Annotated in this window: 22 protein-coding genes; 9 read left to right on the top strand and 13 right to left on the bottom strand. The window is 69.1% G+C overall.

Going from position 1 to position 21,700, the window contains the following annotated elements; translation table 11 throughout:
* A partial coding sequence (locus L810_RS24930) for a flavin reductase (protein ID WP_042976077.1) occupies nucleotides 1–447 on the bottom strand: 447 nt, incomplete at its 3' end.
* Nucleotides 448–800: 353 nt separating this feature from the next.
* Between L810_RS24930 and L810_RS24925 the strand changes: the two genes are divergently transcribed.
* Nucleotides 801–1,433, top strand: a complete 633-nt coding sequence (locus L810_RS24925; protein WP_042976075.1) for a response regulator transcription factor — start codon at nucleotides 801–803, stop codon at nucleotides 1,431–1,433.
* Between the two features lie 195 nt (nucleotides 1,434–1,628).
* On the opposite strand, the gene L810_RS24920 is transcribed toward L810_RS24925, so the two are convergent.
* The 5 genes from L810_RS24920 to L810_RS24900 all read right to left on the bottom strand — a co-directional run bounded on the left by L810_RS24920 (nucleotide 1,629) and on the right by L810_RS24900 (nucleotide 5,814).
* On the bottom strand, nucleotides 1,629–2,372 hold the full coding sequence (locus tag L810_RS24920; RefSeq protein ID WP_021161076.1) for an SDR family NAD(P)-dependent oxidoreductase: 744 nt from the start codon (nucleotides 2,370–2,372) through the stop codon (nucleotides 1,629–1,631).
* A 59-nt stretch (nucleotides 2,373–2,431) separates the two neighbouring features.
* Nucleotides 2,432–3,556 (bottom strand): amidase, encoded by a 1,125-nt coding sequence (locus L810_RS24915; RefSeq protein WP_021161075.1) that lies wholly within the window; start codon nucleotides 3,554–3,556, stop codon nucleotides 2,432–2,434.
* Between the two features lie 31 nt (nucleotides 3,557–3,587).
* Nucleotides 3,588–4,121 carry a nuclear transport factor 2 family protein gene (locus L810_RS24910; RefSeq protein ID WP_021161074.1) on the bottom strand — a complete coding sequence of 178 codons (534 nt, stop codon included), beginning with the start codon at nucleotides 4,119–4,121 and terminating at the stop codon, nucleotides 3,588–3,590.
* 8 nt (nucleotides 4,122–4,129) lie between these two features.
* A complete protein-coding gene (locus L810_RS24905) occupies nucleotides 4,130–4,507 on the bottom strand; it encodes a hypothetical protein (RefSeq protein WP_021161073.1) in 378 nt (125 codons plus the stop codon).
* A 113-nt stretch (nucleotides 4,508–4,620) separates the two neighbouring features.
* Nucleotides 4,621–5,814 (bottom strand): acyl-CoA dehydrogenase family protein, encoded by a 1,194-nt coding sequence (locus L810_RS24900; RefSeq protein ID WP_021161072.1) that lies wholly within the window; start codon nucleotides 5,812–5,814, stop codon nucleotides 4,621–4,623.
* Between the two features lie 166 nt (nucleotides 5,815–5,980).
* On the opposite strand from L810_RS24900, the gene L810_RS24895 reads away from it, so the two are divergent.
* Complete coding sequence (locus L810_RS24895) at nucleotides 5,981–7,528, top strand: ATP-binding protein (RefSeq protein ID WP_042976072.1); 1,548 nt, start codon at nucleotides 5,981–5,983, stop codon at nucleotides 7,526–7,528.
* A 50-nt stretch (nucleotides 7,529–7,578) separates the two neighbouring features.
* Here the strand turns inward: L810_RS24895 and L810_RS24890 are convergent, their stop codons facing one another.
* The 3 genes from L810_RS24890 to L810_RS24880 all read right to left on the bottom strand — a co-directional run bounded on the left by L810_RS24890 (nucleotide 7,579) and on the right by L810_RS24880 (nucleotide 9,928).
* Entirely contained in the window at nucleotides 7,579–7,965 is a 387-nt protein-coding gene (locus tag L810_RS24890; protein ID WP_021161069.1) for a 2-hydroxymuconate tautomerase family protein, read from the bottom strand.
* 179 nt (nucleotides 7,966–8,144) lie between these two features.
* Entirely contained in the window at nucleotides 8,145–8,648 is a 504-nt protein-coding gene (locus L810_RS24885) for an aromatic-ring-hydroxylating dioxygenase subunit beta (RefSeq protein ID WP_021161068.1), read from the bottom strand.
* Complete coding sequence (locus L810_RS24880; RefSeq protein WP_021161067.1) at nucleotides 8,645–9,928, bottom strand: aromatic ring-hydroxylating oxygenase subunit alpha; 1,284 nt, start codon at nucleotides 9,926–9,928, stop codon at nucleotides 8,645–8,647. The genes L810_RS24885 and L810_RS24880 overlap by 4 nt, the downstream gene beginning before the upstream one ends.
* Nucleotides 9,929–10,250: 322 nt before the next feature.
* Here L810_RS24880 and L810_RS24875 point away from each other — a divergent pair, with 322 nt between their 5' ends.
* The 6 genes from L810_RS24875 to L810_RS24850 all read left to right on the top strand — a co-directional run bounded on the left by L810_RS24875 (nucleotide 10,251) and on the right by L810_RS24850 (nucleotide 16,107).
* Nucleotides 10,251–11,585 carry an MFS transporter gene (locus L810_RS24875; RefSeq protein ID WP_042976070.1) on the top strand — a complete coding sequence of 445 codons (1,335 nt, stop codon included), beginning with the start codon at nucleotides 10,251–10,253 and terminating at the stop codon, nucleotides 11,583–11,585.
* Nucleotides 11,586–11,647: 62 nt separating this feature from the next.
* A complete protein-coding gene (locus L810_RS24870; protein WP_021161065.1) occupies nucleotides 11,648–12,841 on the top strand; it encodes an acyl-CoA dehydrogenase family protein in 1,194 nt (397 codons plus the stop codon).
* Nucleotides 12,842–12,879: 38 nt separating this feature from the next.
* On the top strand, nucleotides 12,880–13,401 hold the full coding sequence (locus tag L810_RS24865; RefSeq protein WP_021161064.1) for a flavin reductase: 522 nt from the start codon (nucleotides 12,880–12,882) through the stop codon (nucleotides 13,399–13,401).
* A gap of 3 nt (nucleotides 13,402–13,404) precedes the next feature.
* Nucleotides 13,405–14,109: a hypothetical protein gene (locus L810_RS24860; protein ID WP_021161063.1), complete on the top strand. Its 705-nt coding sequence runs from the start codon at nucleotides 13,405–13,407 to the stop codon at nucleotides 14,107–14,109.
* A 64-nt stretch (nucleotides 14,110–14,173) separates the two neighbouring features.
* Complete coding sequence (locus tag L810_RS24855) at nucleotides 14,174–15,094, top strand: LysR family transcriptional regulator (RefSeq protein ID WP_021161062.1); 921 nt, start codon at nucleotides 14,174–14,176, stop codon at nucleotides 15,092–15,094.
* Nucleotides 15,095–15,186: 92 nt separating this feature from the next.
* Entirely contained in the window at nucleotides 15,187–16,107 is a 921-nt protein-coding gene (locus L810_RS24850) for a LysR family transcriptional regulator (protein WP_021161061.1), read from the top strand.
* A 170-nt stretch (nucleotides 16,108–16,277) separates the two neighbouring features.
* On the opposite strand, the gene L810_RS24845 is transcribed toward L810_RS24850, so the two are convergent.
* Both L810_RS24845 and L810_RS24840 read right to left on the bottom strand, forming a co-directional pair.
* Entirely contained in the window at nucleotides 16,278–17,267 is a 990-nt protein-coding gene (locus L810_RS24845; protein ID WP_021161060.1) for a PDR/VanB family oxidoreductase, read from the bottom strand.
* A 156-nt stretch (nucleotides 17,268–17,423) separates the two neighbouring features.
* Nucleotides 17,424–18,821, bottom strand: coding sequence for a spinster family MFS transporter (locus L810_RS24840; protein WP_021161059.1), 1,398 nt, complete (start codon nucleotides 18,819–18,821; stop codon nucleotides 17,424–17,426).
* Between the two features lie 411 nt (nucleotides 18,822–19,232).
* Here L810_RS24840 and L810_RS24835 point away from each other — a divergent pair, with 411 nt between their 5' ends.
* A complete protein-coding gene (locus L810_RS24835) occupies nucleotides 19,233–20,351 on the top strand; it encodes a porin (protein WP_021161058.1) in 1,119 nt (372 codons plus the stop codon).
* Nucleotides 20,352–20,398: 47 nt separating this feature from the next.
* Here L810_RS24835 and L810_RS24830 read toward each other — a convergent pair whose 3' ends face one another.
* The gene (locus tag L810_RS24830; protein WP_021161057.1) at nucleotides 20,399–21,433 is read right to left on the bottom strand and encodes a LysR family transcriptional regulator; all 1,035 of its coding nucleotides are present in this window, start codon (nucleotides 21,431–21,433) and stop codon (nucleotides 20,399–20,401) included.
* Nucleotides 21,430–21,700 (bottom strand): helix-turn-helix domain-containing protein (locus L810_RS24825; protein ID WP_042976067.1); only part of this gene is annotated, 271 nt, incomplete at its 5' end. The genes L810_RS24830 and L810_RS24825, both read right to left, overlap by 4 nt.

The following is a 21,700-nucleotide window of genomic DNA, read 5'->3' as shown; positions in this document are numbered from 1 at the left end:
GAACATCACCGAATGCGAGCCGACTTCCTTCATGTCGGCGATCGTGCCCTGCAGGCTCGCGAGCGCGTCGCGCAGCACGGGCACGTCCTGCTCGCCGCGATCCCACACGGGTAGTTCGAAACGCCGGTCCATCGGCAGCTCGGTGAGCCCCGCGAAGTGCCGCGCGAGCTGTTCGTGTTCGGCCGGCAGCACGTTGATGCAGACGTGGCGATTGCGTTCGAACGTCGCATGCATCGCGCTCGACCGGTTGAGGCACACGAGCAGCGTCGGCGGCGTGTCGGTGACGGAGCACACGGCGCTCGCGGTGATCCCGCAGCGGCCGTGCGGCCCGGCGGTGGTGATCACGTTGACGGCCGCGCCGAGGTGGGCCATCGCTTGCCGGAAGGCCTTTTGCGCGTCGGTCGGCTCGACGCGTGCCGGTCGCTGGATATCGGTCGTGGAAGACATGGGCGCTCCTGGTTGGACGAGAGCGGCGATCGTGCGGCGCTGCGGGTGCAGCGCCTGATCGCCGACGATGACCCAAGCGTACGTCGCGAAAAGGCGGACGACCATTCGCACGATTGACGATGGAGATGGCGTTCTCGCCAACGCGTCTAAAGGTTCTACCTAGGTACGCGGCGCGACGCGCGAAAAAAACCGGGAATGTGCGTTCGTGCGGCCCGTGAAGGGGTTTTCAGCGGGTTTTCGGCTCGTTATGATGTGCCGCGCATCCCCAGCGAACGACGTGCGCGACGCGCCGGCAACCGGCCCCGTAGGCGGCGCGTGCGATACCCATACCGATATTCAGCGAGACCCCCGCGATGACGTCACCCGCACCGATCGTATACATCGTCGACGACGACAACGGCATGCGGACGTCGCTCGCGTGGCTGCTCGAATCGGTCGGGATCGCGTCCGAGGGGTTCGCGAACGCCGCGGATTTTCTCGCGCGCTTCGACGTGAACCTGCCCGCGTGCCTGGTGCTCGACGTGCGGATGCCGGAGAAGAGCGGCTTCGACGTGCAGGCCGAACTGAACGCGCGGGGCGCGACGCTGCCGGTGATCTTCGTCAGCGGGCACGGCGATATTCCGATGTCCGTGCGCGCGCTGCAGAACGGCGCGATCGATTTCGTCGAGAAACCGTACAACTCGCAGCAGATGCTCGAGCGCGTGCAGCGCGCGCTGCGGCTCGCGCAGCAGCGGCACGCGGTAAGCCAGCGCCACCGCGAGCTGCGCCAGCGGCTCGATGCGCTGACCGCGCGCGAGAAGGAAGTGCTGCGCGGCGTGGTGGACGGCAAGGGCAGCAAGCAGATCGCGTCGGATCTGTCGATCAGCGTGAAGACCGTCGACGTGCATCGCGCGAGCATCAAGGAGAAGCTCGGCGCGACGTCGATCGCCGCGCTCGTGCGGGACGTGATGGTCGTGTGGGGCGACGACGGGGAGCCGTCGCGATAGGGGGGTGCGGGCACGCGGACGTTCGCTTGCCCGCACGAGTCTCACACGTGTCCTGCGCGAGTACCGGACGAGTACCGGACGAGCCTTGCACGAGTGCCGCACGAGTCCCGCACGAGTCCCGCACGAGTCCCGCACGTGTCCCGCGCGGCACCGGTCGGCACCGATCGGTAGCGCACAAGCGATGCAGCCCACCGCTCAGCGCATGTACAACCCGCCGTTGATGTCCCAGCACGCGCCGTTCGCGAAGTGCGCGTCGCCCGACGCGAGCAGCACGGCCGCATCCGCCACGAAACCGGCCGACCCGAGCTTGCCGCCCGGCAGGCTCGCGAGCACCTGGCGCAGTTTCTCCGGCGCGACGCTTTCATGCACGATCGGCAAATCGAGCGGGCCCGGCGAGATCGCGTTGACGGTCACGCCCCGCGCGGCGAGATCGCGTGCGAACACCTTGGTCAGCGTCAGCGTGCCGCCCTTCGCGGCCGCGTAGTGCGCGCCCGTCGCCGAGCCGCCGTTCTGGCCGGCGAGCGATGCGATGTTGACGATGCGGCCCGCACCACGTTCCGCGAAATACTGGCCGAACACCTGGCAGCCGAACAGCACGCTGCGCAGGTTCACGTCGATCACCTGGTCGAACTGCTCGGCCGTGATCTCCATCGCGGGCACGACCTTCGATGCGCCCGCGTTGTTCACGAGCACGTCGATCGTGCCCCAGCGCGCGACGAGCGCATCGCGCGCCGCTTCGAAATCGCGTTTCGACGTGACGTCGAGCGGCAGCGCGATCGCGCGTTCGCCACCCGGGTCGAGTTCGCGCGCATGCGCATGAATGGCGTCGGCGGCGATGTCGGCCAGCGCGACGCGATAGCCGGCCGCATGGAAGCGGTCGGCGATGACGGCGCCGAGCCCGCGTGCGGCGCCGGTAACGAGGACGACTCGGTCTGACATGATGCGTGATTCCCTGGTTCGCGGGCGTGTGAAGGATGAAGCGGCGCCCGCTTCGTGGTTCATGCGGCGAGGGCCGCTTCGAAGTGTGCCGCGATCGCGCAGACCCGCTCGTCTGCGCCCTTGCGCCCGACGATCTGCAGGCCCGCTTTCAGCGGCGAACCGGCCAGCGGCAGCGGCAGGCTGAGCGCCGGATGGCCGCTCAGGTTGAACGGCCGGATCAGCGACGACATCGCGATCACCGATACACCGTCGCGCGCCTGCTGCAGCGTGATCGGCAGCGCGGGCAGCGTCGGCAGCACGAGCACGTCCGCGAGTTCGAGCGCGGCGTCGACCTGCGCGGTGAAGCGTGCGCGTACGGCTTCGGCTTCCGCGAGAGCGGCGGGTGTCGTCGTCGCGGCGGTGCGCAGCCGCGCATCGAGATCGGCGCCAAGCTTGCCGGTGTCGACCAGGTGGCCGAACGCGCGCGACGTTTCCGCGTTGATCATGGTGAGCCCCGCCGCGAATGAAGCCGGCATTTCGTCGAGTACGAGCGCGTGCGAACGCAGGCCCGACGCGCGCACGGCCGCGTCGAGCGCGGCGGCGATCGCCGGATCGGCTTCGACGCGGATCTGCGCGATCGTGCAGCCCGCCACGGAGGCCGCCGCTTGCGCCCGATCGAAGCCCGGCGCGATCGCGGCCATCACCGCGGCCAGCGTGCGGATATCGCGTGCGAACGGCCCGACGCAATCGAGCGTGGTATCGGCCGGCGCGACGCCGCGCCGCGACACGCGGCCGAACGTCGGTTTCAGCCCGGCCACGCCGCAGCAGGCGGCCGGCCCGCGAATCGAGCCGCCGGTGTCGGTGCCGAGCGCCGCGTCGACCGTGCCGAGCCCGACGAGCGAAGCGGAACCGCTCGACGAGCCGCCCGGGATGCGCGCCGCGTCCTGCGGATTGACGGGCGTGCCCGTGTAGTCGTTGATGCCGGTCATGCCGAACGCGAGCTCGTGCATGTTCGCCTTGCCGGCGATCTGCCAGCCCGCGTCGAGCAGCAGGCGGACGACGTCCGCATGTTGCGCGGCCGGCGGAGCATCGGCGAGCGCGCGGCTCGCCGCGCGGGTCGGATGGCCCGCGATGTCGATCGTGTCCTTAATCGCGATCGTGGGGCCCGGGCCGCCGAGTGTGAAGGTGTCGATGAAGCCTGTCATGGTCGATATCGTGCGGAAGCGGTGGAAAGCATCAGGGCCGTGGCGCGGCGGCGAGCGGCCACGGGCCGTCGAGCACGCGTTCGGTGCGAAAGTGCCGGATCAGCCAGGTCGCCCCGTCGCCGGCCGGCATGAAATCGACGGTCAGCCGCGCGGCGATCAGCTCGGCCGTGCCGTTCGCGTAGCGCGACGCCTGCAGCATGATCCAGCGGCCTCGCGCGCTCGTGTTGCCGGCGCCGATCTCGATCGACTCCGACGTCAGGAAGTGCAGGTTCACCGAGAAATGCGGATCGGGCGGCAGGTAGCGGCCCAGCATCGCGACGATCGCGGCCGTGCCTTCGAGGCGGCCGAACTTCTGCGCATATTGAGGGCCGATGCCTTCCCACACGGCGTCGGGTGTGAACAGCCCGGCGAGCGACGGGCCGTCGCCGGCATCCTCGGGCACGTCGCACAGCGCCATGTAGCGCGTGATCGTCGCGCGCACCGCGCGCTCGGCGTCGAGCGCCGCCACGCGCTGCGCGAGTGCGTCGATCAGGCCGGGGGACGAGCCGGGAGACAGGTCGGTCATCGCGCGCCTCACGACGCGGGTTTCGCGGCCGGCGGCACGGTCAGCGCGCGGCCGACCCGCGCTTCGATCTTGCCGTAGCGCCACAGGTTGTATTCGCCGACCGGCGTCGTGCGATACAGATTGCACACGGCGACCGTCGTGTCGAAATCGGCGACGTCGGCCATGATGTAGAAGGTCCACGGCGCGCCGTCGGCCTGGCCGACCACGAGGCGGTCGTCGTCCATCACGCCGAGCACGCGCACGCCGGGCATCGCCTCGACGGCGGCGAGCATCGCGCCGTACGCCTGCCACACTTCGCCGATCTTCTCGCGCGGCAGGTCGAAGAAGTTCTGCGACACGCCGCAGCAGAACAGGACACGCAGCGGCAGCGGATTCGAATCGGACATCTCGGGTTCTCCAGGGGAAACGGTTGGGCGCATGCGCCGGCCGGTAGCGGTGCTTCGGCATCGGCGCCATGCGCGTTCGGGAAACAGCGCGGCCCGGGCGCGGGTTGCGCGGGTTACAGGTAGCCGGGAAACGGCGTGACGCCGGTGAACACCGCGCCCGCGCCGTCGAAGTTGCCTTCCGCGAGAAACGCGTGCTGCGTGACGACCATCGCGTCGCGCAGCAGCCGCTGAAGCGGATGCGTGCGATAGATCGCCGCCGTGCCGCCGAGGCGGTACGCGCGTTCGACGACGCTCGCGCCTTCGCGTGCGATATGCGTGGCCGCGAGCCGCAGCAGGCTGACCTGGTCGGGCGTCACGGGATTGCCCGCGAGGATCGATTGCCACACCGTGTCGGTTGCGTCGTAGAAAAACGCGCGTGCCGAGCGCAGCTGCGCTTCGGCCTTCGCGAGCTCGATGCGGAAATACGCGCGATCGGCGAGGCGCGGCGCGCCGGTCGTCGTCTGCCGGCCGCCCGACATGCGGTTCGCGACGTCGAGCGCCGCGCGCGCGAGGCCGAGATTGACGACGGCCAGCACCTGCGCCGCATACGCGACGGTCGGGTAGCGGTACAGCGGCTCGTCGACGGTCGGCTCGCCGCCGCGCACGAAGGTCCACGCTTCGGGTACGAAGCGGTCGTCGACGCGCAGGTCGTGGCTGCCGGTGCCCTGCATGCCGACCACGCTCCAGTTCTCGACGATCTCGACATCGGCCGCGCGGAACACGGCCGTGCGCGGCTTGTTCGGCGCGGCGTCCTGCGCGCCGGGCACGGCGATGCCGACGCCGAGCCAGTCGGCACCCTTGCAGCCGCTCGCGAATTTCCACGTGCCGTTCACGCGCCAGCCGCCCGGCGCGGCCTGCGCCGGCTGCACCGGGAACAGGCCGCCTGCGAACACCTGGTCGGGGCCGCTCGCGTACAGCTCGGCCTGGGTCTCGAGCGGCAGCGCGGCGAGATAGACGTTCGCGGAACCGAAGCTCGCGACCCATGCGGCCGAACCGTCGGCGGTCGCGATCCGTTCGATCATGTCGAGGAAGGCGGTCGGCGCGAGCGCGTCGCCGCCGAAGCGGCGCGGCGTGCCCGCGCGATAGATGCCGGCCTGCCTGAACAGCGCGATCACGTCGCGCGGCACGTGCGACAGGCGATCGAATTCGTCGCGGCGCGCGGCGACGGTTTCGATCACGGCGTCGAGCGGCGACAACCGCGCGGCCGCGGTGCCTGCCACGGGCTGGGAGGACGGCGCGGGTTCGATGGCGAGGGCGGCTTGCGGCATGGTTGTCTCCTGGACGGATAGGGGTTCGGATGCGGGGCGGCATGCGTGCTGTCTCGGGTGGCAACACGACGATGCGACCAGTCTAGAAACGCCGAAAACACGCAGCAATTGGTGCGTTGGGCCGCGCGACTGGTGAGGTTCCGTGCCGGCCTAAAGAAATCTTCAGATGCGATCGGCGCGCGCCGGTGCTATGTTGGCTTTCCGGCCGCGCGACGCCGCGCGCCTTCATCCGAAGCCGATCATGAGTTTCCCTGACGAAGACGATTTCCACCGGCTGCTCGACGCGCTGACCACCTGCGTGCTGCTGCACGATGCGCAGACGAAGGCGATCGTGTGGGCGAACCGCGCCGCGTGCATCGCGCTCGGTTTTTCCGTCGAGGAACTGCTGCCGCTGAAGGCGCCGGACATGACGCGTCCCGAGCCGAAATACCAGCGCGAGATCGCCGTGAGCGCGTGGGATCGCGCGCTCGTCGACGGGCCGCAGGTGTACGAATGGTGCTACCGGTCGCGCACGGGCGTCGACATGCTGTCCGAGGCGACCGCCACCTACGTGCCGCTGCGCGGGCGCGACGTCGTGATGGTGCAGTTCCGCGACATCAGCGCCGAAGAGGCGGTGCGGCAGCAGTTGCGCCGCTACGAGGCGCGGCTGCGCGAATTCATGCAGGATCTCGACGAAGGTATCGCGGTCGTCACGCCGCGCGGCGGCGTGCAGTTCATCAGCGAGTCGGGCCGCCGCGTGCTCGGGCTCGCGCCCGACGAAGCGCTCGGCGAGGTGCTCGACTACTGCTCCGAGGCCGATCGCGACCGGCTCGTCGCGCAATTGCACGATGCGCCGTCCGCGTGCCCGTCCGCGCCGCAGCGCTACCGGATCGTGCGGCGCGACGGCGCGCCGTGCTGGCTGCGCATCCTGTGCCGGCAGGTCGAGATCGAGGGCGATCTCGACGGGCTGCTCGTGCAGTTCCGCGACGTGAGCGACGAGGTCGCGATCGAGGACGCGCGCCGCGCCGAAGCGCGCATGCTCGAACACGCGGGCCGCTACAACGCGATGGGCGAGATGGCGAGCGTGATCGCGCACGAGCTGAGCCAGCCGCTCGCGGCCGTGCGCAATTTCATCGAAGGGGCGGTGCAGCGGCTGAACGGGCGCGGCGCGATCGACGACGCGATCTGGGGGCTGCGCAGCGCGGACCGCCAGGCCGAGCATGCGGCGCTGATCATCAAGAGCGTGCGCGAATTCATCGTGAAGCGCGAGCCGGTCGTCGCGCTCGCCGACCTGCGCGACATCCTCGCGGACGTCGCGTATTTCATCGAGCTGCGTGCGAAGGATGCCGGCGTGACGGTCGCGATCGTGCAGGCCGACGTGCCGCTGCCGATCCGTTGCGAGCGCGTGCTGATCGGGCAGGTGATCCTGAATCTCGCGTTCAATGCGATCGAGGCGTTCGCCGGTTGCGAACGCGTGCCGCGCATGCTGGAGCTCGGCACCGCGAACGTGGCCGGGCACGCCGAGCTGCGCGCGATCGACAACGGCCCGGGCATCGCGGCCGGCGCGCACGGCCGGCTGTTCGACGGCTTCTCGTCGCAGAAGGCCGGCGGCAACGGGATCGGATTGTCGCTGTGCAAGAGCATCGTGACGCGCCACGGCGGCCTGATCGGCGCGAGCCCGGCCGAGGGCGGCGGGCTCGACTGCCGCGTGACGCTGCCGCTCGCCGACGGGTGAGCGCAACCGCGTCGGTGTGTCGCGGCGAGGCGGCGACGCGCGATGCATGGTCAGCGCCCCAGCGCCCGCGCGGTCTGGCCGCCGATGCCGAAGTCCGTGTTCGGAATGTCCTTGATGATCACGCGCGTCGCCTGCAGCGGCGCGTCGAGCACGTTCGCGCCCACGTCGGACAGCGCGGCGATCAGCGCGCGTTTCTGTTCGTCGGTGCGGCCGGCGATCAGGATCGCGACGATTACCGGCAGCGACGGCGGCGCGCCGTCCGCGGCGCTGCGCCCGCCGAGGCCGATATGTGTCGCGGGCAGTTCGGTGAGCAGCACGCGCACCGATTCGATGGGTGCGCCGATCGCGTCGACGGTCGCGATGCTGAGCCGTGCGATCAGTTCGGCCTTGCGCGCGTCGTCGTGGCCGGCCGGCAGGAAAACTTCGAGTGTGGGCATGGTCGTCCGGAAAGGTGAAGGTGACTGGCTCACCGTTGCGCGGGCGACGGCGAACCGGTGGCCGTTCAAAGGTGAAGGTGACCGGCTCACCTTTGTGTGGGCGACGGCGAGCCGGCAGCCGCTCACAGGTGAAGGTGCCCGGCTCACCATTGCGTTGGCGACGGCGAACCGGCCACGGCTCACAGCAGGAAGCCGATCGCGCTGAGCGCTTCGGTCGAGTCGATCAGGCGCACGACCTTTTCGGCAATCCGCATCTCGCCTTCGGCATCGACGTGCAGCTTGTGCGTGACGTCGGCCGCGAACAGCGTCGCGACGCCGCGCTTGTACGCGACGACGACCTGCGCCGATTTCAGCTCGACGGTGCCGGCGCTGCCGCTTTCCAGCGTGAAGCGCGACACGGTGCGCACCGTGCGCGCGGCGTCGGCGGCCGACGCCGAGTAGCCGGACACCATCCGCTGCACGCGCTTCTCGCGCATGTCCTGGTCGTCGAATACGTAGTTCAGCGTCGCGGCGAAATCGGTCGTGTCGGGATCGATCGGCACCACGTAATGGCCGGCCGGATCCCACAGGTCGAGCCATGCGCGATAGTCGCGGCGGTCGAGCATCTCGGCTTCGCGCCACACGAATTGGACCGCGCGGGCGAAGGTCTGCTCGGAAAAGAGGGCGTTGCGGTCGTCCATCATTGCTGCTCCATCATCTTGCGCCATTGCTGGTAGGCCTCGCGCATGCCGGTTTCGTCGGTCGCATGGGCGGTCTTTTCGCCGTTCGCGGCGGTCGTTTCGCGGTTCAGCCCGCGATTCACGAGGATCGGCACGTCGGGGCCCGCGTGCGCGCCGCGCTGCACGCGCTCCCACGCTTCCGCGTCGTCGGGGCTCCCGAAGCCGAACGGGCCCTGGAAGTGCTCGTGAATGCGCAGCCGTTCGCGGTTCGCTTCGTCGGGGCCGCCGTCCATCGCGAGCGCGACGTGGCGGATCTCGGTTTCGTTCGCCGCGATCGGCCGCAGCACGCGGAAGAACGCCATCGACAGCGCGAGGTTCGGGAACAGGTTCAGGTTGAAGCCGACCCCCATCAGCGAGCGCACGATGCGGCGCACTTCGTCCGGCGAGTGGCGCTCGGCGAGCTTCGCCGCGAGCGGCGCGAAGCGCTCGGGCAGCGGCGCGCCGTCGTCTTCGTCGAGGTCGATCAGCTCGGGCATCAGCACCGCGAGGCTGTGGCCGTTGCCGAGCCCGCGGCAGAACGCGTCCTCGCTCGTCATGAAGCTCGTGATCGCGGCGGCCGTCTCGTCGTCGATCGACTTCATCCACGATTCGTGCACGACCGGGAAGTGATAGAGGTCGGTCGTGTTCTCGAGCTGGATCTTCCAGTTGCCCTTGAACTTGAACTTGTGCTCGCCGTTCGCCTTGACCGGGTAGCCGGCGCCCTGTTTCATGAACAGGTCGATCCACGGCTTTGCGCCGCCGAGGAAATCCTCGAGCGGCTCGATCGTGTCGTTGAAGCTCGCGAAGACCAGCCCCTGGTACACGCCGACGCGCAGCTTCACGAGCGGCAGGTCGCCTTTCTCGCACACGCCTTCGTAGCCGTCGCCGTAGGGCAGCGCGCGCAGCGTGCCGTCGAGCGCGTACGACCAGCTGTGATACGGGCACGTGAAGCCCTTTGCGTTGCCCTTGTGCGATTCGCAGACGGTCGCGCCGCGATGACGGCAGCGGTTCTGCAGCACGTTGATCTCGCCGGTCTTGTCGCGCACGACGATCACCGGCTGGCGGCCGATCGTCGTCGTGATGAAGTCGCCCGGGTTCGGTAGCTCGCTCTCGTGTGCGACCCAGATCCAGGTGCGGTAGAAGATGCGCTCGAGCTCGGCTTCGAACAACGCGGGATCGTGATACATCGCCGGTGCGATGCGGTCGGGTTGCGCGAGGCCGTGCAACGCGCTGGTGTCGATCGTCTGGTAGGGAATGTCGCTCATCGTTGTCGTGGGGGAAGAGTCGCGAGGAAGCGCAAGGCCCGGTCGGACGGACCTCGTGCGGATAGCGGAACCAGTTTCGTCGTCGCGATTCCATCCGTCAAATTGATCTAAAAAATGCAGTCAAATAAGCTGGATGAATAATTACGCGGGTGACTCGCGATGCGTCGCGACCATGCATGCGATTCATGAGCGGCATTTTTGGCGGGAATTTGACCGGGTCCGGCTGCGCTCTTATCGTGGTCGGACGCAGTGAACAGATTCGATCGCGGACCTGCCGCCGGATGCCGGACCGGCAGGACAACTGACTCTATTCGGACTCCACATGAACTCATCGGCGCCCCTGTCTGGGGTTGCGTTGCCCGCTTCCCGCAGCACGCATTCGGTTCGACGCGCGGTCACCACGGCCGTGCTCGGGCAGGCACTCGAATGGTACGACTTCTTCCTGTACGGGACGGCCGCCGCGCTGCTGTTCGGCAAGCTGTTCTTTCCGGTCGGCAGCGATCCGCTGACCGGCACGATCGCGGCGTTCGGCGGCTTCACGGTCGGCTTCGTCGCGCGCCCGATCGGCGGCCTGCTGTGCGGGCACATCGGCGATCGTTACGGCCGCAAGACCGTGATGATGCTGACGATGTTGACGATGGGCGCGGCGACGGTCGGGATGGGGCTGTTGCCGACCTATCGAGAGATCGGCATCGCTGCACCGGTCGCGCTCGTCTTGCTGCGCGTGCTGCAGGGGCTCGCCGCCGGCGGAGAATGGAGCGGCAGCATCCTGCTGATCCACGAGAACGCGCCGGCCGGGCGGCGCGGCGCGCTGGCCGCGTGGAGCCCGTGCGGCGCGGCGTTCGGCTTCGTGTTGTCGACCGCCGCGTTCCTGCTTGTGCAGCAGCTGCCGGCCGCGGACATCGAGCGCTGGGGTTGGCGCATCCCGTTCCTCGCGAGCATCGTGCTGGTCGGGTTCGGCCTGTGGATGCGCCGCTCGATCGGCGAAAGCGCGGAATTCGCCGAAGCGCGTTCGACGCAGAAGGCCAGCGCGACGCCGCTCGTCGACGTATTGCGCGAATGCCCGCGCGAGGTGCTGACGGTGTTCGGGCTGAGATTCGGCGAAGGCGCGGTGTCGTATCTGTTCTTCGCATTCTCGCTCGCATACGGGAAGTTCATCGGCCTCGATGCTTCGTGGCTGCTGAGCGGGCTCGTGATCTCGATGCTGCTGATGATTCCGGTGACGCTGTTCGCGGGCCGCCTGACCGATCGGGTCGGCCGCAAGCCCGTCTACCTGCTCGGCGCCGTCGCCGTCGTGCTGATCGCGTATCCGTACTTCACGCTGCTGCAGTCGGGCCGCTTCTCGCACGTGATCGTCGCGCTGATCCTGGCGAACAGCGTCGCGATCGGCATCCTCGAAGGCGCGCAGCCGGCGTTCATCAGCGAACTGCTGCCCGTGCACCTGCGCTTCTCGGGGCTCGGCATCGGCCGCGAAATGGCGTCGGTGCTCGGCGGCGGGCTGTCGCCGGTGATCGCGACCGCGCTGCTTGCGCATTACCGCAGCGCGACGCCGATCGTCATCTATCTCGTGATCCTCGGTGCGATCACGGTCGTCGCGACCTGCATCGCGCCGGAAACCCACCCGAAGGCGATGCGCGATGCAGCCCGCTCGCGCTGACCGTCGCCAAGCCTTTCGTCCAGACCCTTCGCCCAGACCCTTCGCCCTTTCAGGAAGTCACCATGCAAGCTAATTCCGCCATTCGTGCCGTCGTGCCCGACGCGCCCGCGTCACCGCAACCGGCCGACCGCTCGCCGCTGCCTCTCGAGGCGGTGATCGCCGAAGTCGAACGCAGGCGCGACGAGTTCGACCGGCTGTCGCACGTGCCGCGCGACGTGATCGCGATGATGAAGCGCGCGGGCATCTTCCGCGCCGGCACGCCGGGCCGCTTCGGCGGCGACGCGCTGCCGCCACACGTGTTCCTCGCGATGCTCGAACGGATCGCGGTCGCCGACGGGTCGGCCGCGTGGGTCGCGGCATTCGGTTCGGCCAATACCTATCTCGCCGCGCTGCCGCTCGACACGCAACGCACGATCTATGCGGACGGTCCCGACCAGGTGTTCGCCGGTGGTCTGTACCCGCTGCAGCCGGCGCAGCGCGCGCCGGGCGGCTACCGCGTGACGGGGCGCTGGCGCTTCGCGAGCGGCTGCAAGGGAGCGGACTGGATCGGCGTCGGCATCGGCGGTGCGCCAGCCGACGGCGGGGCGCCGGGCAAGCCGTTCACGGCCGTGTTTCGCGCCGACGACGTCGAGATCGTCGAGAACTGGCGTGTGGTCGGCATGCAGGGCACCGGCAGTCACGATCTCGCGCTGAACGACCAGTTCGTCGACGAAGCCTGGACCTTCGTGCGCGGCGGCGAGCCGACCGTCGACGAGCCGCTGTACCACTATCCGGCGGTCGCTTACCAGGCGCAGGTGCATGCGGCGGTCAACGTCGGCATCGCGCGCGCCGCGCTCGACCTGCTCACCGCCATGTCGGGCGCGACGAAGACGACGACCGGTGCGCCGCGTCTCGCCGATCGTCCGTACTACCGCGAGGGCCTCGCGAAGGCCGAGGCCGACTGGCGCAGCGCGCGCGCGTTTTTCTACGAGACGGCGGAGGCCGCGTGGGCGTCGCTGGCCGCCGGCCGGCCGGTGTCGCCGCAACAGGCCAACCTGCTGCGGCTGAGCGCGACGCACGCGGCGCAGGTGTGCGCGAAGGTCGTGATGCAGGCGTACCAGCTGGCGGGCACGGCCGCGATCTATCGCGAGAACCGGCTGCAGCAACTGGTGCGCGATTCGATCGTGGTCACGCAGCACGCGTTTCTCGGCGAGGCGACCTATGACGGCTCCGGTGCCGTGTTTGCCGGCATCGCACCCGTGACACCGTATCCGTGACCGGCGATCGCGCCGATTCTTCGCAGCAGGAGCTTGAGATGAACGATGCAACGATCCACGACGACATGCGCCAGGACTTTCGCGAGGCGATGTCGCGCCTGCCGGCCGGCGTCAACGTCATTACCACCGACGGCGTGCACGGCCGCTGGGGCATCACCGCGAGCGCGGTGTGCTCGGTGACCGACACGCCGCCGACGATGCTGGTGTGCGTCAACCGCGGCAGCCGTGCGCACGACATCATGCACGGCAACGGGCGCGTCGCGATCAACCTGTTGCCATCCGCGTGCCAGGAGGTCGCGAGGGCGTTCGCCGGCATGGCGCCGGGCGACACGCGTTTCGACGATGCGCGCTGGCGGGACGGGAAAACCGGCGTCCCGGTGCTGACCGACGCGAACGTCAGCCTCGAAGGGCGCATCATCGACAGCAAAACGGTCGGCTCGCATTCGGTGATGTTCGTCGAGGTCGACCATATCGCGCTGCATGCGGCGGCCGACGGGCTGATCTACTTCGGCCGCGCGTTCCACCGGCTCGCGCATCCGCTGGCCGCGCAGGCGGGGTGACGGATGGACATTTGCCTGTTCCTGATCGTCGATCGTGGTGGCGACGATGACGCCGGCGGCCCGCCACCGGGCCTCGATGATGCGATCGCGGCGCTGCGCGCGGTGCCCGGGCTGACGCGGCTGGTCGTACATCGGCCCGCCGCGCTGGCCGCCGATCGCGCCGACCCCGTCGCGCGCCCGCCGTCGCCGGCATGCGTGGTGCAAGGCTACTTTGCCGAACTCGGCACGCTCGAAGCGATGCTTGCGCCGACGGGGGCCGCGCACGCGTGCGTCGCGCGTTGGCAGGAAGCCGGGCGGCGCGTCGTCCAGCAGGCGATGGCCGTACGCCCGATCCCGCTGGCCGGCCCGCGCGCGGCCGCGCAAAGCTGCACCTACCTCGTCAGCTACGACGGCGAAGCCGCGGACCCGAACGCGTGGCTGTCGCATTATCTCGATCATCATCCGCCGCTGATGGCGCAGTTGCCGGGCATCCGCGCGATCGAGATCTATACGCGCATCGATTACCGGACCGCGCTGCCGGTGCCGCGCGCGGATGCGATGCAGCGCAACAAGGTCGTGTTCGACGATGCCGGTGCGCTGGAGCACGCACTGGCGTCGCCGGTCCGGCTGCTGATGCGCAGGGACTTCGACGCGCTGCCGCCGTTCACCGGCGCCACGCCACATTTCCCGATGACGAGCGATAGTTTTGAGATAACATCGATCGAGTAGTCCGCGCCGCGTCGCGCGATTGCGGGTCCGCCGCGTCGGCGCCCCGCCGCGGCTCACGAGCGCCATGACCCAATCCCGTCCGGTCGTCACCGACCTCAACCTGCTGCGCGTGTTTCTCGCGATCTCGGAGCTGCGCAGCCTGACCGCGGCCGGCGAGCGGCTCGGGCTCACGCAGCCGGCCGTCAGCCACGCGTTGCGGCGGCTGCGCAACCTGTTCGACGATCCGCTGTTCGTGCGCACGCCGACCGGCATGGCGCCGACCGACACGGCGCGCCAGCTGCACGGCCCGCTGACGCGCGCGTTCGGCATCATCGATCTCGCGGTGCAGCAGGTCGCGCACTTCGATCCGACCACCGCGAACCGTACCTTCCGGTTGTCGATGTCCGACATGTCGGAGTTCTATTTCCTGCCGCCGCTGCTGGCGAGGCTTGCGGACGTCGCACCCGGCATTCGCGTCGATATCGCGAGCGCAACCGTCGACGCGGTCGGCGCTGCGATGCGCAGCGGCGAGATCGATCTCGCGCTCGGCTACGTGCCCGATCCGGGACCCGGCTGCGTGAGCGAAACGCTGTTCTCGGACGAGCACGTGTGCATGGTGCGGGCCGGCCATCCGCTGCGCAAGCGCGCGCCGACGCAGGAGGACCTGACCGCGCTGCGCTACATCTACGCGAGCAGCAATGCGACCGGCCACCGGATGGTCGAGAAGTGGCTCGACGAGTTGCAAGTCGAGCGCACCGTCGTGCTGCGGCTGCCGCACTTCATCGTCGCGCCGGAGATCGTGCAGCACACCGATCTGGCGATCATCTTCCCGCGCAGCGTCGCCGAACGCTTCAACCGCGGCCGCGCGTTCCGGATCTTTCCGTTGCCGTTCGTGCTGCCGCCGATCGAAATCCAGATGCACACGCACGTGCAGTTCGCGGCGGACCCGGGCATTGCGTGGCTGCGCGGCGTGATCCACGAGATGTTCCATCGCCCGGAAGCCTGACGGCGATTGCGCGCACCTGCATAAAAATCCGCTTCACTGATTTAGAATGCGTTCACGCATCAATTTGACGAATAGTGATAGTGGAGGCGGTCATGACGTCGGTCGATCATCTCGATCTGAACCTGTTGCGCGTATTCCAGGCGATCGTCGAGGAACGCAGCCTGACGAAGGCCGGCGAGCGACTCGCGTTGTCGCAGCCGGCCGTCAGCTATTCGCTCGGCCGGCTGCGCACGCTGTTCGACGATCCGCTGTTCGTGCGCACGCGCTCGGGCATGCAGCCGACGCCGGTCGCGCTCGAACTCGCGGGCATCGTCGGCAAGGCGCTCGACATGGTGCGCGTGGCGCTGCGCTACGCGGAGCGCTTCGATCCGGGCACGAGCACGCGTACGTTCCGGCTGTCGCTGTCGGATGCGGGGGAGATGGCGTACTTGCCCGCGATCTGCCAGGCGCTGCGCGAGCGCGCGCCGCGCGTGACGCTGAGCGTGCAGCCGCTGCCGGTGGAGGAGATCGAGGAAGCGCTGCGCGCGAGCCGGCTCGATTTCGCGATCGGCAACCTGCCGGAGCTGATGCCGCGCACGCGTCACCAGATGCTGTTCGAGGAAACCTACGTGTGCATGACGGGCCGCCGGCGCGGGTTGCCGAGCGGCGGCGCGCTGAGCCTCGAGCAATTCGTGCGCGCCGCGCACGTCAACGTGAAATCGGTCGAGCACAGCCACCACGCGCTCGACGACGCGTTGCGCGCGCAGGGCGTGGGCCGCAACATCGCGCTCGAGGTGCCGCACTTCGTCGCGCTGCCGAGCGTGCTGTCGGTCACGGATCTGTACGCGACGCTGCCGAAGCGGCTCGCGCGGATCCTGAACCGCGACAACGCGTTCCGCCTGTACGACCTGCCCGTCACGCTGCCGCCCGCGCCGGTGACGATGCACTGGCACGAGCATTTCCATGAAGACGAGGGCAATGCGTGGATGCGCATGTTGCTGGCCGAACTCGTCGAGCAGTTCGACAACGCGTGAGTCCTGAAGACGAACGCGATGCGCGGATGCGCGCGTTGCCGGTCGGAAGCGTCGAGTGGTTCGACGACGCGCGACTCATGAGGACGAGGGCATTGCGGATGACCGCCGATGTCGTCGAGCGGTTCGACGACACGGGACGTCTGGAACCCGTGCCGCGTGTGTCGCAGGCGTCAGAGATCGAGCACCAGCACCGCCGAGCGCGCGCGCGACACGCAGCAGCAGATCACCGTGTTGCTCGCGCGCTCGGCCTTGCTGAGACAGTGGTCGCGATGATCGGGCTCGCCGTCGACGACGGGCACCATGCAGGTGCCGCACACGCCTTCGCCGCATGACGTATCGACTTCGATGCCGATCCGCGCGAGCGCGTCGACGATCGACGTGTCGGGCGTGACGCGCACCGATTGCCCGCTGCGCTGCAGGCGGACTTCGAAGCCGTCGGCCGGGCCGGCGCCGGCTTCGGCGTGGCCCGCATCGGCAGCGACGGGTTCCGCCGCGAAACGTTCGAGATGGATCGAGTCTTCGGGCACGCGCGTCGCGGCCGCCGCGACGACAGCCTCCATGAACGGCCCGGGGCCGCACGTATAGACGTGCGCGCGTGCGTCGACCGATTCGACGCAGCGGTCGAGTTCGATCGCGAGCGCATCAGGCTCGACGCCGTAGTGGAACGTCACGTGCGACGCGAACGGCTCGGCCGACAGTTCGTCGACGAAGGCCGCGTGCTCGCGGCTGCGCGCGAAGTAATGCAACCGGTAGCGCGCGCCGCGCCGGTGCAGCGCATACGCCATCGACAGCAGCGGCGTGATGCCGATGCCGGCCGCGATCAGCACGTGCTCGCTCGCGTCATCCGTCAGACGAAACAGGTTGCGCGGCGTACCGATCGACAGCTCGGCGCCAACCTGCACATCGTCGTGCAGCGAACGCGAGCCGCCGCGCGACTGCGCTTCCTTTTTCACCGCGAACAGATAGCTGCCGCGCTCGTCGGGGTTGCCGCACAGCGAGTATTGCCGCGTGACGCCGGACGGCGCGGTGACGTCGATATGGGCACCGGGTTCGTACGCGTCGAACGGCTGGCCGTCGATGCGCGAAACCCGGAAACAGCGGATGTCCTGCGCCGCGTCGATCAGCGCGTCGATCCGGACCTGGTGGCGATTCGCTTGCATGGGAAATTCCGTGGGGTACGAGGAAAGCGGCGCGGCAGACACCGCGCCGTCATGCGATCGAGAATAGGGACGGGCATCGCATAAATCAAATCGATTAAAAAGCGATGCCTGAATCAGTGGGATGGATGATGGGCAACGACGGAGCGCGCCCGTTATTCAGCGCGCGGCGATTGCGTTGCCGGCCTCGGTTGCCTGCGGTGCCGCTGCCGACGCATGGCCGCGTTCGCGATCGAGGCTGCGGCGATAGTGCCGGCAGCCGGCGACGAGCAGCAGCGCGGCGAGCGTGGCCGCCGCGACGTTGACGATCGACATCGAATGGCCGACCGCCGCCGGCGCGCCGAACACGCGATCCGTGAACAGCGCGACGACGGTCGTACCGATGCCGAGCGCGATCAGGTTCGACACGAGCAGGAACAGCGCGGAGATCTGCGCGCGCATCTGGTTCGGCGCGAGCGTCTGCATCGCGGCGGTCGACGTCGGCATCGGGAACGACGCGAAGAACATCGCGACGACGAGCATCGCGAGCGAAGCGGGCAGCGAGTCGAGTTGCGTGAACAGCGTCGCGGGGATCACCATGCACGCGGCGCCGATCGCGCCGGCGCGCATCGGCGCATCGCCGCGGCCGCGTCGCAGCAGCCAGTCGTTGAGCCAGCCGCCGCAGAACACGCCGGCCGTGTTCGCGACCAGCAGCACGATGCCGAGCGTGTAGCCGGCTTCGACGGCCGTCATCCCGAAGCGGCGGATATAGAACGCGGGCGTCCAGCTCAGCAGGCAGTACAGGGTCATCGCGTAGAACGAGAAGCCGAGGTAGTGGCACGCGAAGGTCGCGCGATGCGTGCCGACGAAGCGCAGCGAATCGCGCATCGACACGCGTCGCACGGCGCCCGAGCGATCCTGCGCGAGCCCCTTGCGCTGCGGGTCGCGCACCGTCGCCGCGAACAGCAGCGCGACCAGCAGGCCCGGCAGCCCGACGATCAGGAACGTGACCTGCCACGCATGCACCTGCCCGACCACCGGCAGCGTGAACGCGCTCGCATGCTTGAGCAGCGCGATCACGTAACCGCCGATCAGGAACGCGACGCCGCCGCCGATGAACGAACCGAGCGAATACACGGCGATCGCGCGCCCGAGCTTCTCCTTCGGAAAGTAGTCGGCGAGCATCGAATACGCGCCGGGCGACAGCGCGGCCTCGCCGACGCCCACGCCCATGCGCGCGATGAACATCTGCACGAAATGCTGGCTGAGGCCGCACGCGGCGGTCGCGACGCTCCACAGCGCGATGCCGAGCGAGATGATCCGCGGGCGCGCGTAGCGATCGGCGAGATACGCGACAGGCAGCCCCATCACCGCATAGAACAGCGAGAACGCGAAGCCGTTGAGCAGGCTGAACTGCGTGTCGGACAGGTGCAGGTCGCGCTTGATCGGCTCGATCATCAGCACGAGGACCTGGCGGTCGACGAACGAAAAGACGTACGCGAGCATGCAGATGACGACGACATACCATTCGTACGTATAGCGCTTGCCGTCGGCAGCGCGGGCCGTGGATGCGGACATGCGGATTCTCCAGGAGCGGGCGGTGGATAAGCGCGGCATCGGCCTCGCGGGCCGGGCGCCGTCGCGGCGCGAAAGCGTGCGGGGGGCACGTGTCGGAGACGCAGCGTAGTCGGCCAAATCCGGCCGCCATAGCCGGAGTGACAGCCGCGCCACACGGGCATCTACCGACCCGGATAAAGAAAACACCAGGGTTGCGCGCGCCGGCCGCCGCGCGGCGCGCTTGCAGCGGGGCGCGCGCGCATCATGCGGCGCATCTATAAGCGTTATAGAGCGCATTGCGTCGACGTCCGAAATTGTCGTTCCTAGACTCGGCCCGTTTTTGATCGGCTGCGTTGGCCCTTCGCGGCGAACGCGCTTCATACCAGCCGGCGCGATACCGACAGGCGCCGGAACCTCTACGGGACGACGACGATGAACCAACCGAACAGGCGGGCCGACCGGCTTGCCGTACCGCTTGCCGCGCTGCTGGCCTGCGCGGCGCTGCCCGCATTCGCGCAATCGAGCGTGACGCTCTACGGCCGCGTCGACACCGCGATCGAATACGCGAACGCCGGGCCGAACCACGTGACGCGCATGGGCAGCGGCAACCTGTTCGCATCGCAGTGGGGGCTGAAGGGCGTCGAGGATCTCGGCGGCGGCTACGCGACGATCTTCAAGCTGGAGGACGGCTTCAACGCGGCCAGCGGTGCGCTGTCGAACAGCAGCGCGCTGTTCGGCCGCGAAGCGTGGGTCGGCATCACGGGGCCATTCGGCGGCGTGCAGTTCGGTGAGCTCTACACGATCCTGCACACGACGCTCGTCACGTACAGTCTGCCCGGACTCGGCGCGGGGCTCGCGTGGGGCAACGCGACGAACAACTTCGTCGGGCCCGCGTTCCTGCGCGTGCGCAACTCGATGCGCTATACGTCGCCGCGCTACGCGGGCTTCATGCTGCGCGCGATGGCCGCGCGCGGCACCAACGGCGCGGCCGGGCAGCCGGCGACGCTCGGCGATACGTACGGCGCGGGGCTCAACTACGTGCGCGGCGGCCTGTCGGTCGACATCGACTACATGCAGCAGAAGTTCAGCCCGGTGGCCGCGGCCGCGCTCGGCGACACGAGCCCGGCCGCGAACGGCAACTACACGCTCGGCGCGATTTCGTACGACTTCAATGTCGTGAAGGTCGCCGCGCTGTACCTGCGCCATCGCGGCGGCCCCGACGTCGCGACCGCGATCGACAGCCAGAGCGCGTATCCGCACAGCGACATCATGGAGCTGAGCGCGACGGTGCCGATCGGGCGTGCGTCGCTGCTGCTGAGCGTCGGCCATTACCGCAAGGTCGCGGACAGCGACGGCAACGCCGATTCGTACGGCATTCGTTTCGACTATCCGCTGTCGAAGCGCACGGTGCTGTACACGGGCGCCGCGATGGTGCGCAACGGCGCGCATGCGCGCTTCGTCGTCAACGGCGCGGCGGGCGGCGGCGTCGCGGTCGCCAAACCGGGCGCGACCGCGAGCTCGATCGTCGCGGGCATCCTCACGTCGTTCTGACCGGCGCGCGCCGCTGCCCGCTTGCGCCGTCCGAGCCCTTCGCGCCGTCATGCGCAGGCGGGCGGCTGCGGCGCGAGCCATGCGTCGAACGGCGCCAGCTCGCCGATGTGGAACAGTTCGAGCAGCAGCGCGCGCAACCAGCGATGGCCGGGGTCCGCGTCGAAGCGCCGGTGCCAGTACGCGTTGACGGCCCATTCGCCGGCACCGGCGATCTCGTACAGGGCGCACGGCTGCCGCGCCGCGAACGTGATCGCGATCGTCTCCGGCAGGATCAGCGCATAGTCGCCGTCGCGCAGCAGCGCGGGCACCACCATGAAATCGGGCAGCGCCGCGCGCACGCGCGGCATCAGCCCATGCCGTTCCAGCAGTTGCATCGATTGCGGATGCGACGTGACCGCGACGAAGCGCAATGTCTCGGGCGCGTCGCCATCGAGCACGTAATCGTCGGGGAGCGCGACGCGCTGCGCGGTGCGGCGCGGCATCAGCAGCACGCAGCGCTCGTGCAGCAGCGCGGTGCGCTGGAAGTGGCTCGACGCGTCGGCGAAATGCCCGAGCGCGAAATCGATGCGCCCCGATTCGAGCGCGACGTTGAGCTGGCATTCATCGACGTGCAGCGTCTCGATCACCGCGCCCGGCGCACGGCGGTCGAACGCGGCGAGCAGCGTCGGCAGGAACGCGCTCGCGGCGAAATCGCTCATGTGCAGGCGGAACACGCGCTGCGTACTGTCGGGCGTGAAGCGCGACCCTTCGTCGAGCACGTCCTGCAGGATCGCGAGCGCCTTGTCGACCGAGATCGCCAGCCGTTGCGCGCGCGGCGTCGGCTCGACGCCGGTGCCGGTGCGCACGAACAGCGCGTCGCGGAACATCAGCCGCAGCCGGCCGAGCGCATGGCTGACGGACGGCTGCGTGACGCCGAGCCGCAGCGCCGCGCGGCCGACATGCCGCTCCTCGTAGACCGCGCGAAACGTCTTCAGCAGGTTGAGGTCGAGATCCTGCACGCGCAGTTCGGACAGGTCGCTGTCGTGCGGCGCGGATTCCACGCGGGTCGGGGCCGCCGGGCGGCCGGTTGCGGCGTGCGTCATCGGGATTGCCTCGCGGTGACGGAAGGCGCATGGCCGTAGCGCCGCGCATACGCCTTCGCGAAGTGGCCGAAGCCATGGATGCCGTGTGCGATCAGCACGTCGGTCACGCTGCACGTGTCGCCGCGTTGCAGCGCCGCGTGCACGGCGGCGAGCCGGCGCTCGCGCACGTAGGCGGCCGGCGTGGTGTGCAAAAACGCACGAAACGCGTGCTGCAGCGTGCGGGGCGCGACGCCCGCGACGGCCGCCAGCGCGGCGAGCGCGAGCGGC

This window comes from Burkholderia sp. AU4i, from assembly GCF_000466765.1.
Lineage (GTDB): Bacteria > Pseudomonadota > Gammaproteobacteria > Burkholderiales > Burkholderiaceae > Burkholderia > Burkholderia cepacia.
Note: the sequence above shows the minus strand (reverse complement) of the source record. Positions and strands in the feature narration are given on the sequence as shown.

Bases quoted from the DNA above. Each gene is read 5' to 3' on its own strand.
- L810_RS24925 (WP_042976075.1), top strand. From the start codon at position 801: ATGACGTCACCCGCACCGATCGTATACATCGTCGACGACGACAACGGC.
- L810_RS24920 (WP_021161076.1), bottom strand. From the start codon at position 2,372: ATGTCAGACCGAGTCGTCCTCGTTACCGGCGCCGCACGCGGGCTCGGC.
- L810_RS24915 (WP_021161075.1), bottom strand. From the start codon at position 3,556: ATGACAGGCTTCATCGACACCTTCACACTCGGCGGCCCGGGCCCCACG.
- L810_RS24910 (WP_021161074.1), bottom strand. From the start codon at position 4,121: ATGACCGACCTGTCTCCCGGCTCGTCCCCCGGCCTGATCGACGCACTC.
- L810_RS24905 (WP_021161073.1), bottom strand. From the start codon at position 4,507: ATGTCCGATTCGAATCCGCTGCCGCTGCGTGTCCTGTTCTGCTGCGGC.
- L810_RS24900 (WP_021161072.1), bottom strand. From the start codon at position 5,814: ATGCCGCAAGCCGCCCTCGCCATCGAACCCGCGCCGTCCTCCCAGCCC.
- L810_RS24895 (WP_042976072.1), top strand. From the start codon at position 5,981: ATGCGATCGGCGCGCGCCGGTGCTATGTTGGCTTTCCGGCCGCGCGAC.
- L810_RS24890 (WP_021161069.1), bottom strand. From the start codon at position 7,965: ATGCCCACACTCGAAGTTTTCCTGCCGGCCGGCCACGACGACGCGCGC.
- L810_RS24885 (WP_021161068.1), bottom strand. From the start codon at position 8,648: ATGATGGACGACCGCAACGCCCTCTTTTCCGAGCAGACCTTCGCCCGC.
- L810_RS24880 (WP_021161067.1), bottom strand. From the start codon at position 9,928: ATGAGCGACATTCCCTACCAGACGATCGACACCAGCGCGTTGCACGGC.
- L810_RS24875 (WP_042976070.1), top strand. From the start codon at position 10,251: ATGAACTCATCGGCGCCCCTGTCTGGGGTTGCGTTGCCCGCTTCCCGC.
- L810_RS24870 (WP_021161065.1), top strand. From the start codon at position 11,648: ATGCAAGCTAATTCCGCCATTCGTGCCGTCGTGCCCGACGCGCCCGCG.
- L810_RS24865 (WP_021161064.1), top strand. From the start codon at position 12,880: ATGAACGATGCAACGATCCACGACGACATGCGCCAGGACTTTCGCGAG.
- L810_RS24860 (WP_021161063.1), top strand. From the start codon at position 13,405: ATGGACATTTGCCTGTTCCTGATCGTCGATCGTGGTGGCGACGATGAC.
- L810_RS24855 (WP_021161062.1), top strand. From the start codon at position 14,174: ATGACCCAATCCCGTCCGGTCGTCACCGACCTCAACCTGCTGCGCGTG.
- L810_RS24850 (WP_021161061.1), top strand. From the start codon at position 15,187: ATGACGTCGGTCGATCATCTCGATCTGAACCTGTTGCGCGTATTCCAG.
- L810_RS24845 (WP_021161060.1), bottom strand. From the start codon at position 17,267: ATGCAAGCGAATCGCCACCAGGTCCGGATCGACGCGCTGATCGACGCG.
- L810_RS24840 (WP_021161059.1), bottom strand. From the start codon at position 18,821: ATGTCCGCATCCACGGCCCGCGCTGCCGACGGCAAGCGCTATACGTAC.
- L810_RS24835 (WP_021161058.1), top strand. From the start codon at position 19,233: ATGAACCAACCGAACAGGCGGGCCGACCGGCTTGCCGTACCGCTTGCC.
- L810_RS24830 (WP_021161057.1), bottom strand. From the start codon at position 21,433: ATGACGCACGCCGCAACCGGCCGCCCGGCGGCCCCGACCCGCGTGGAA.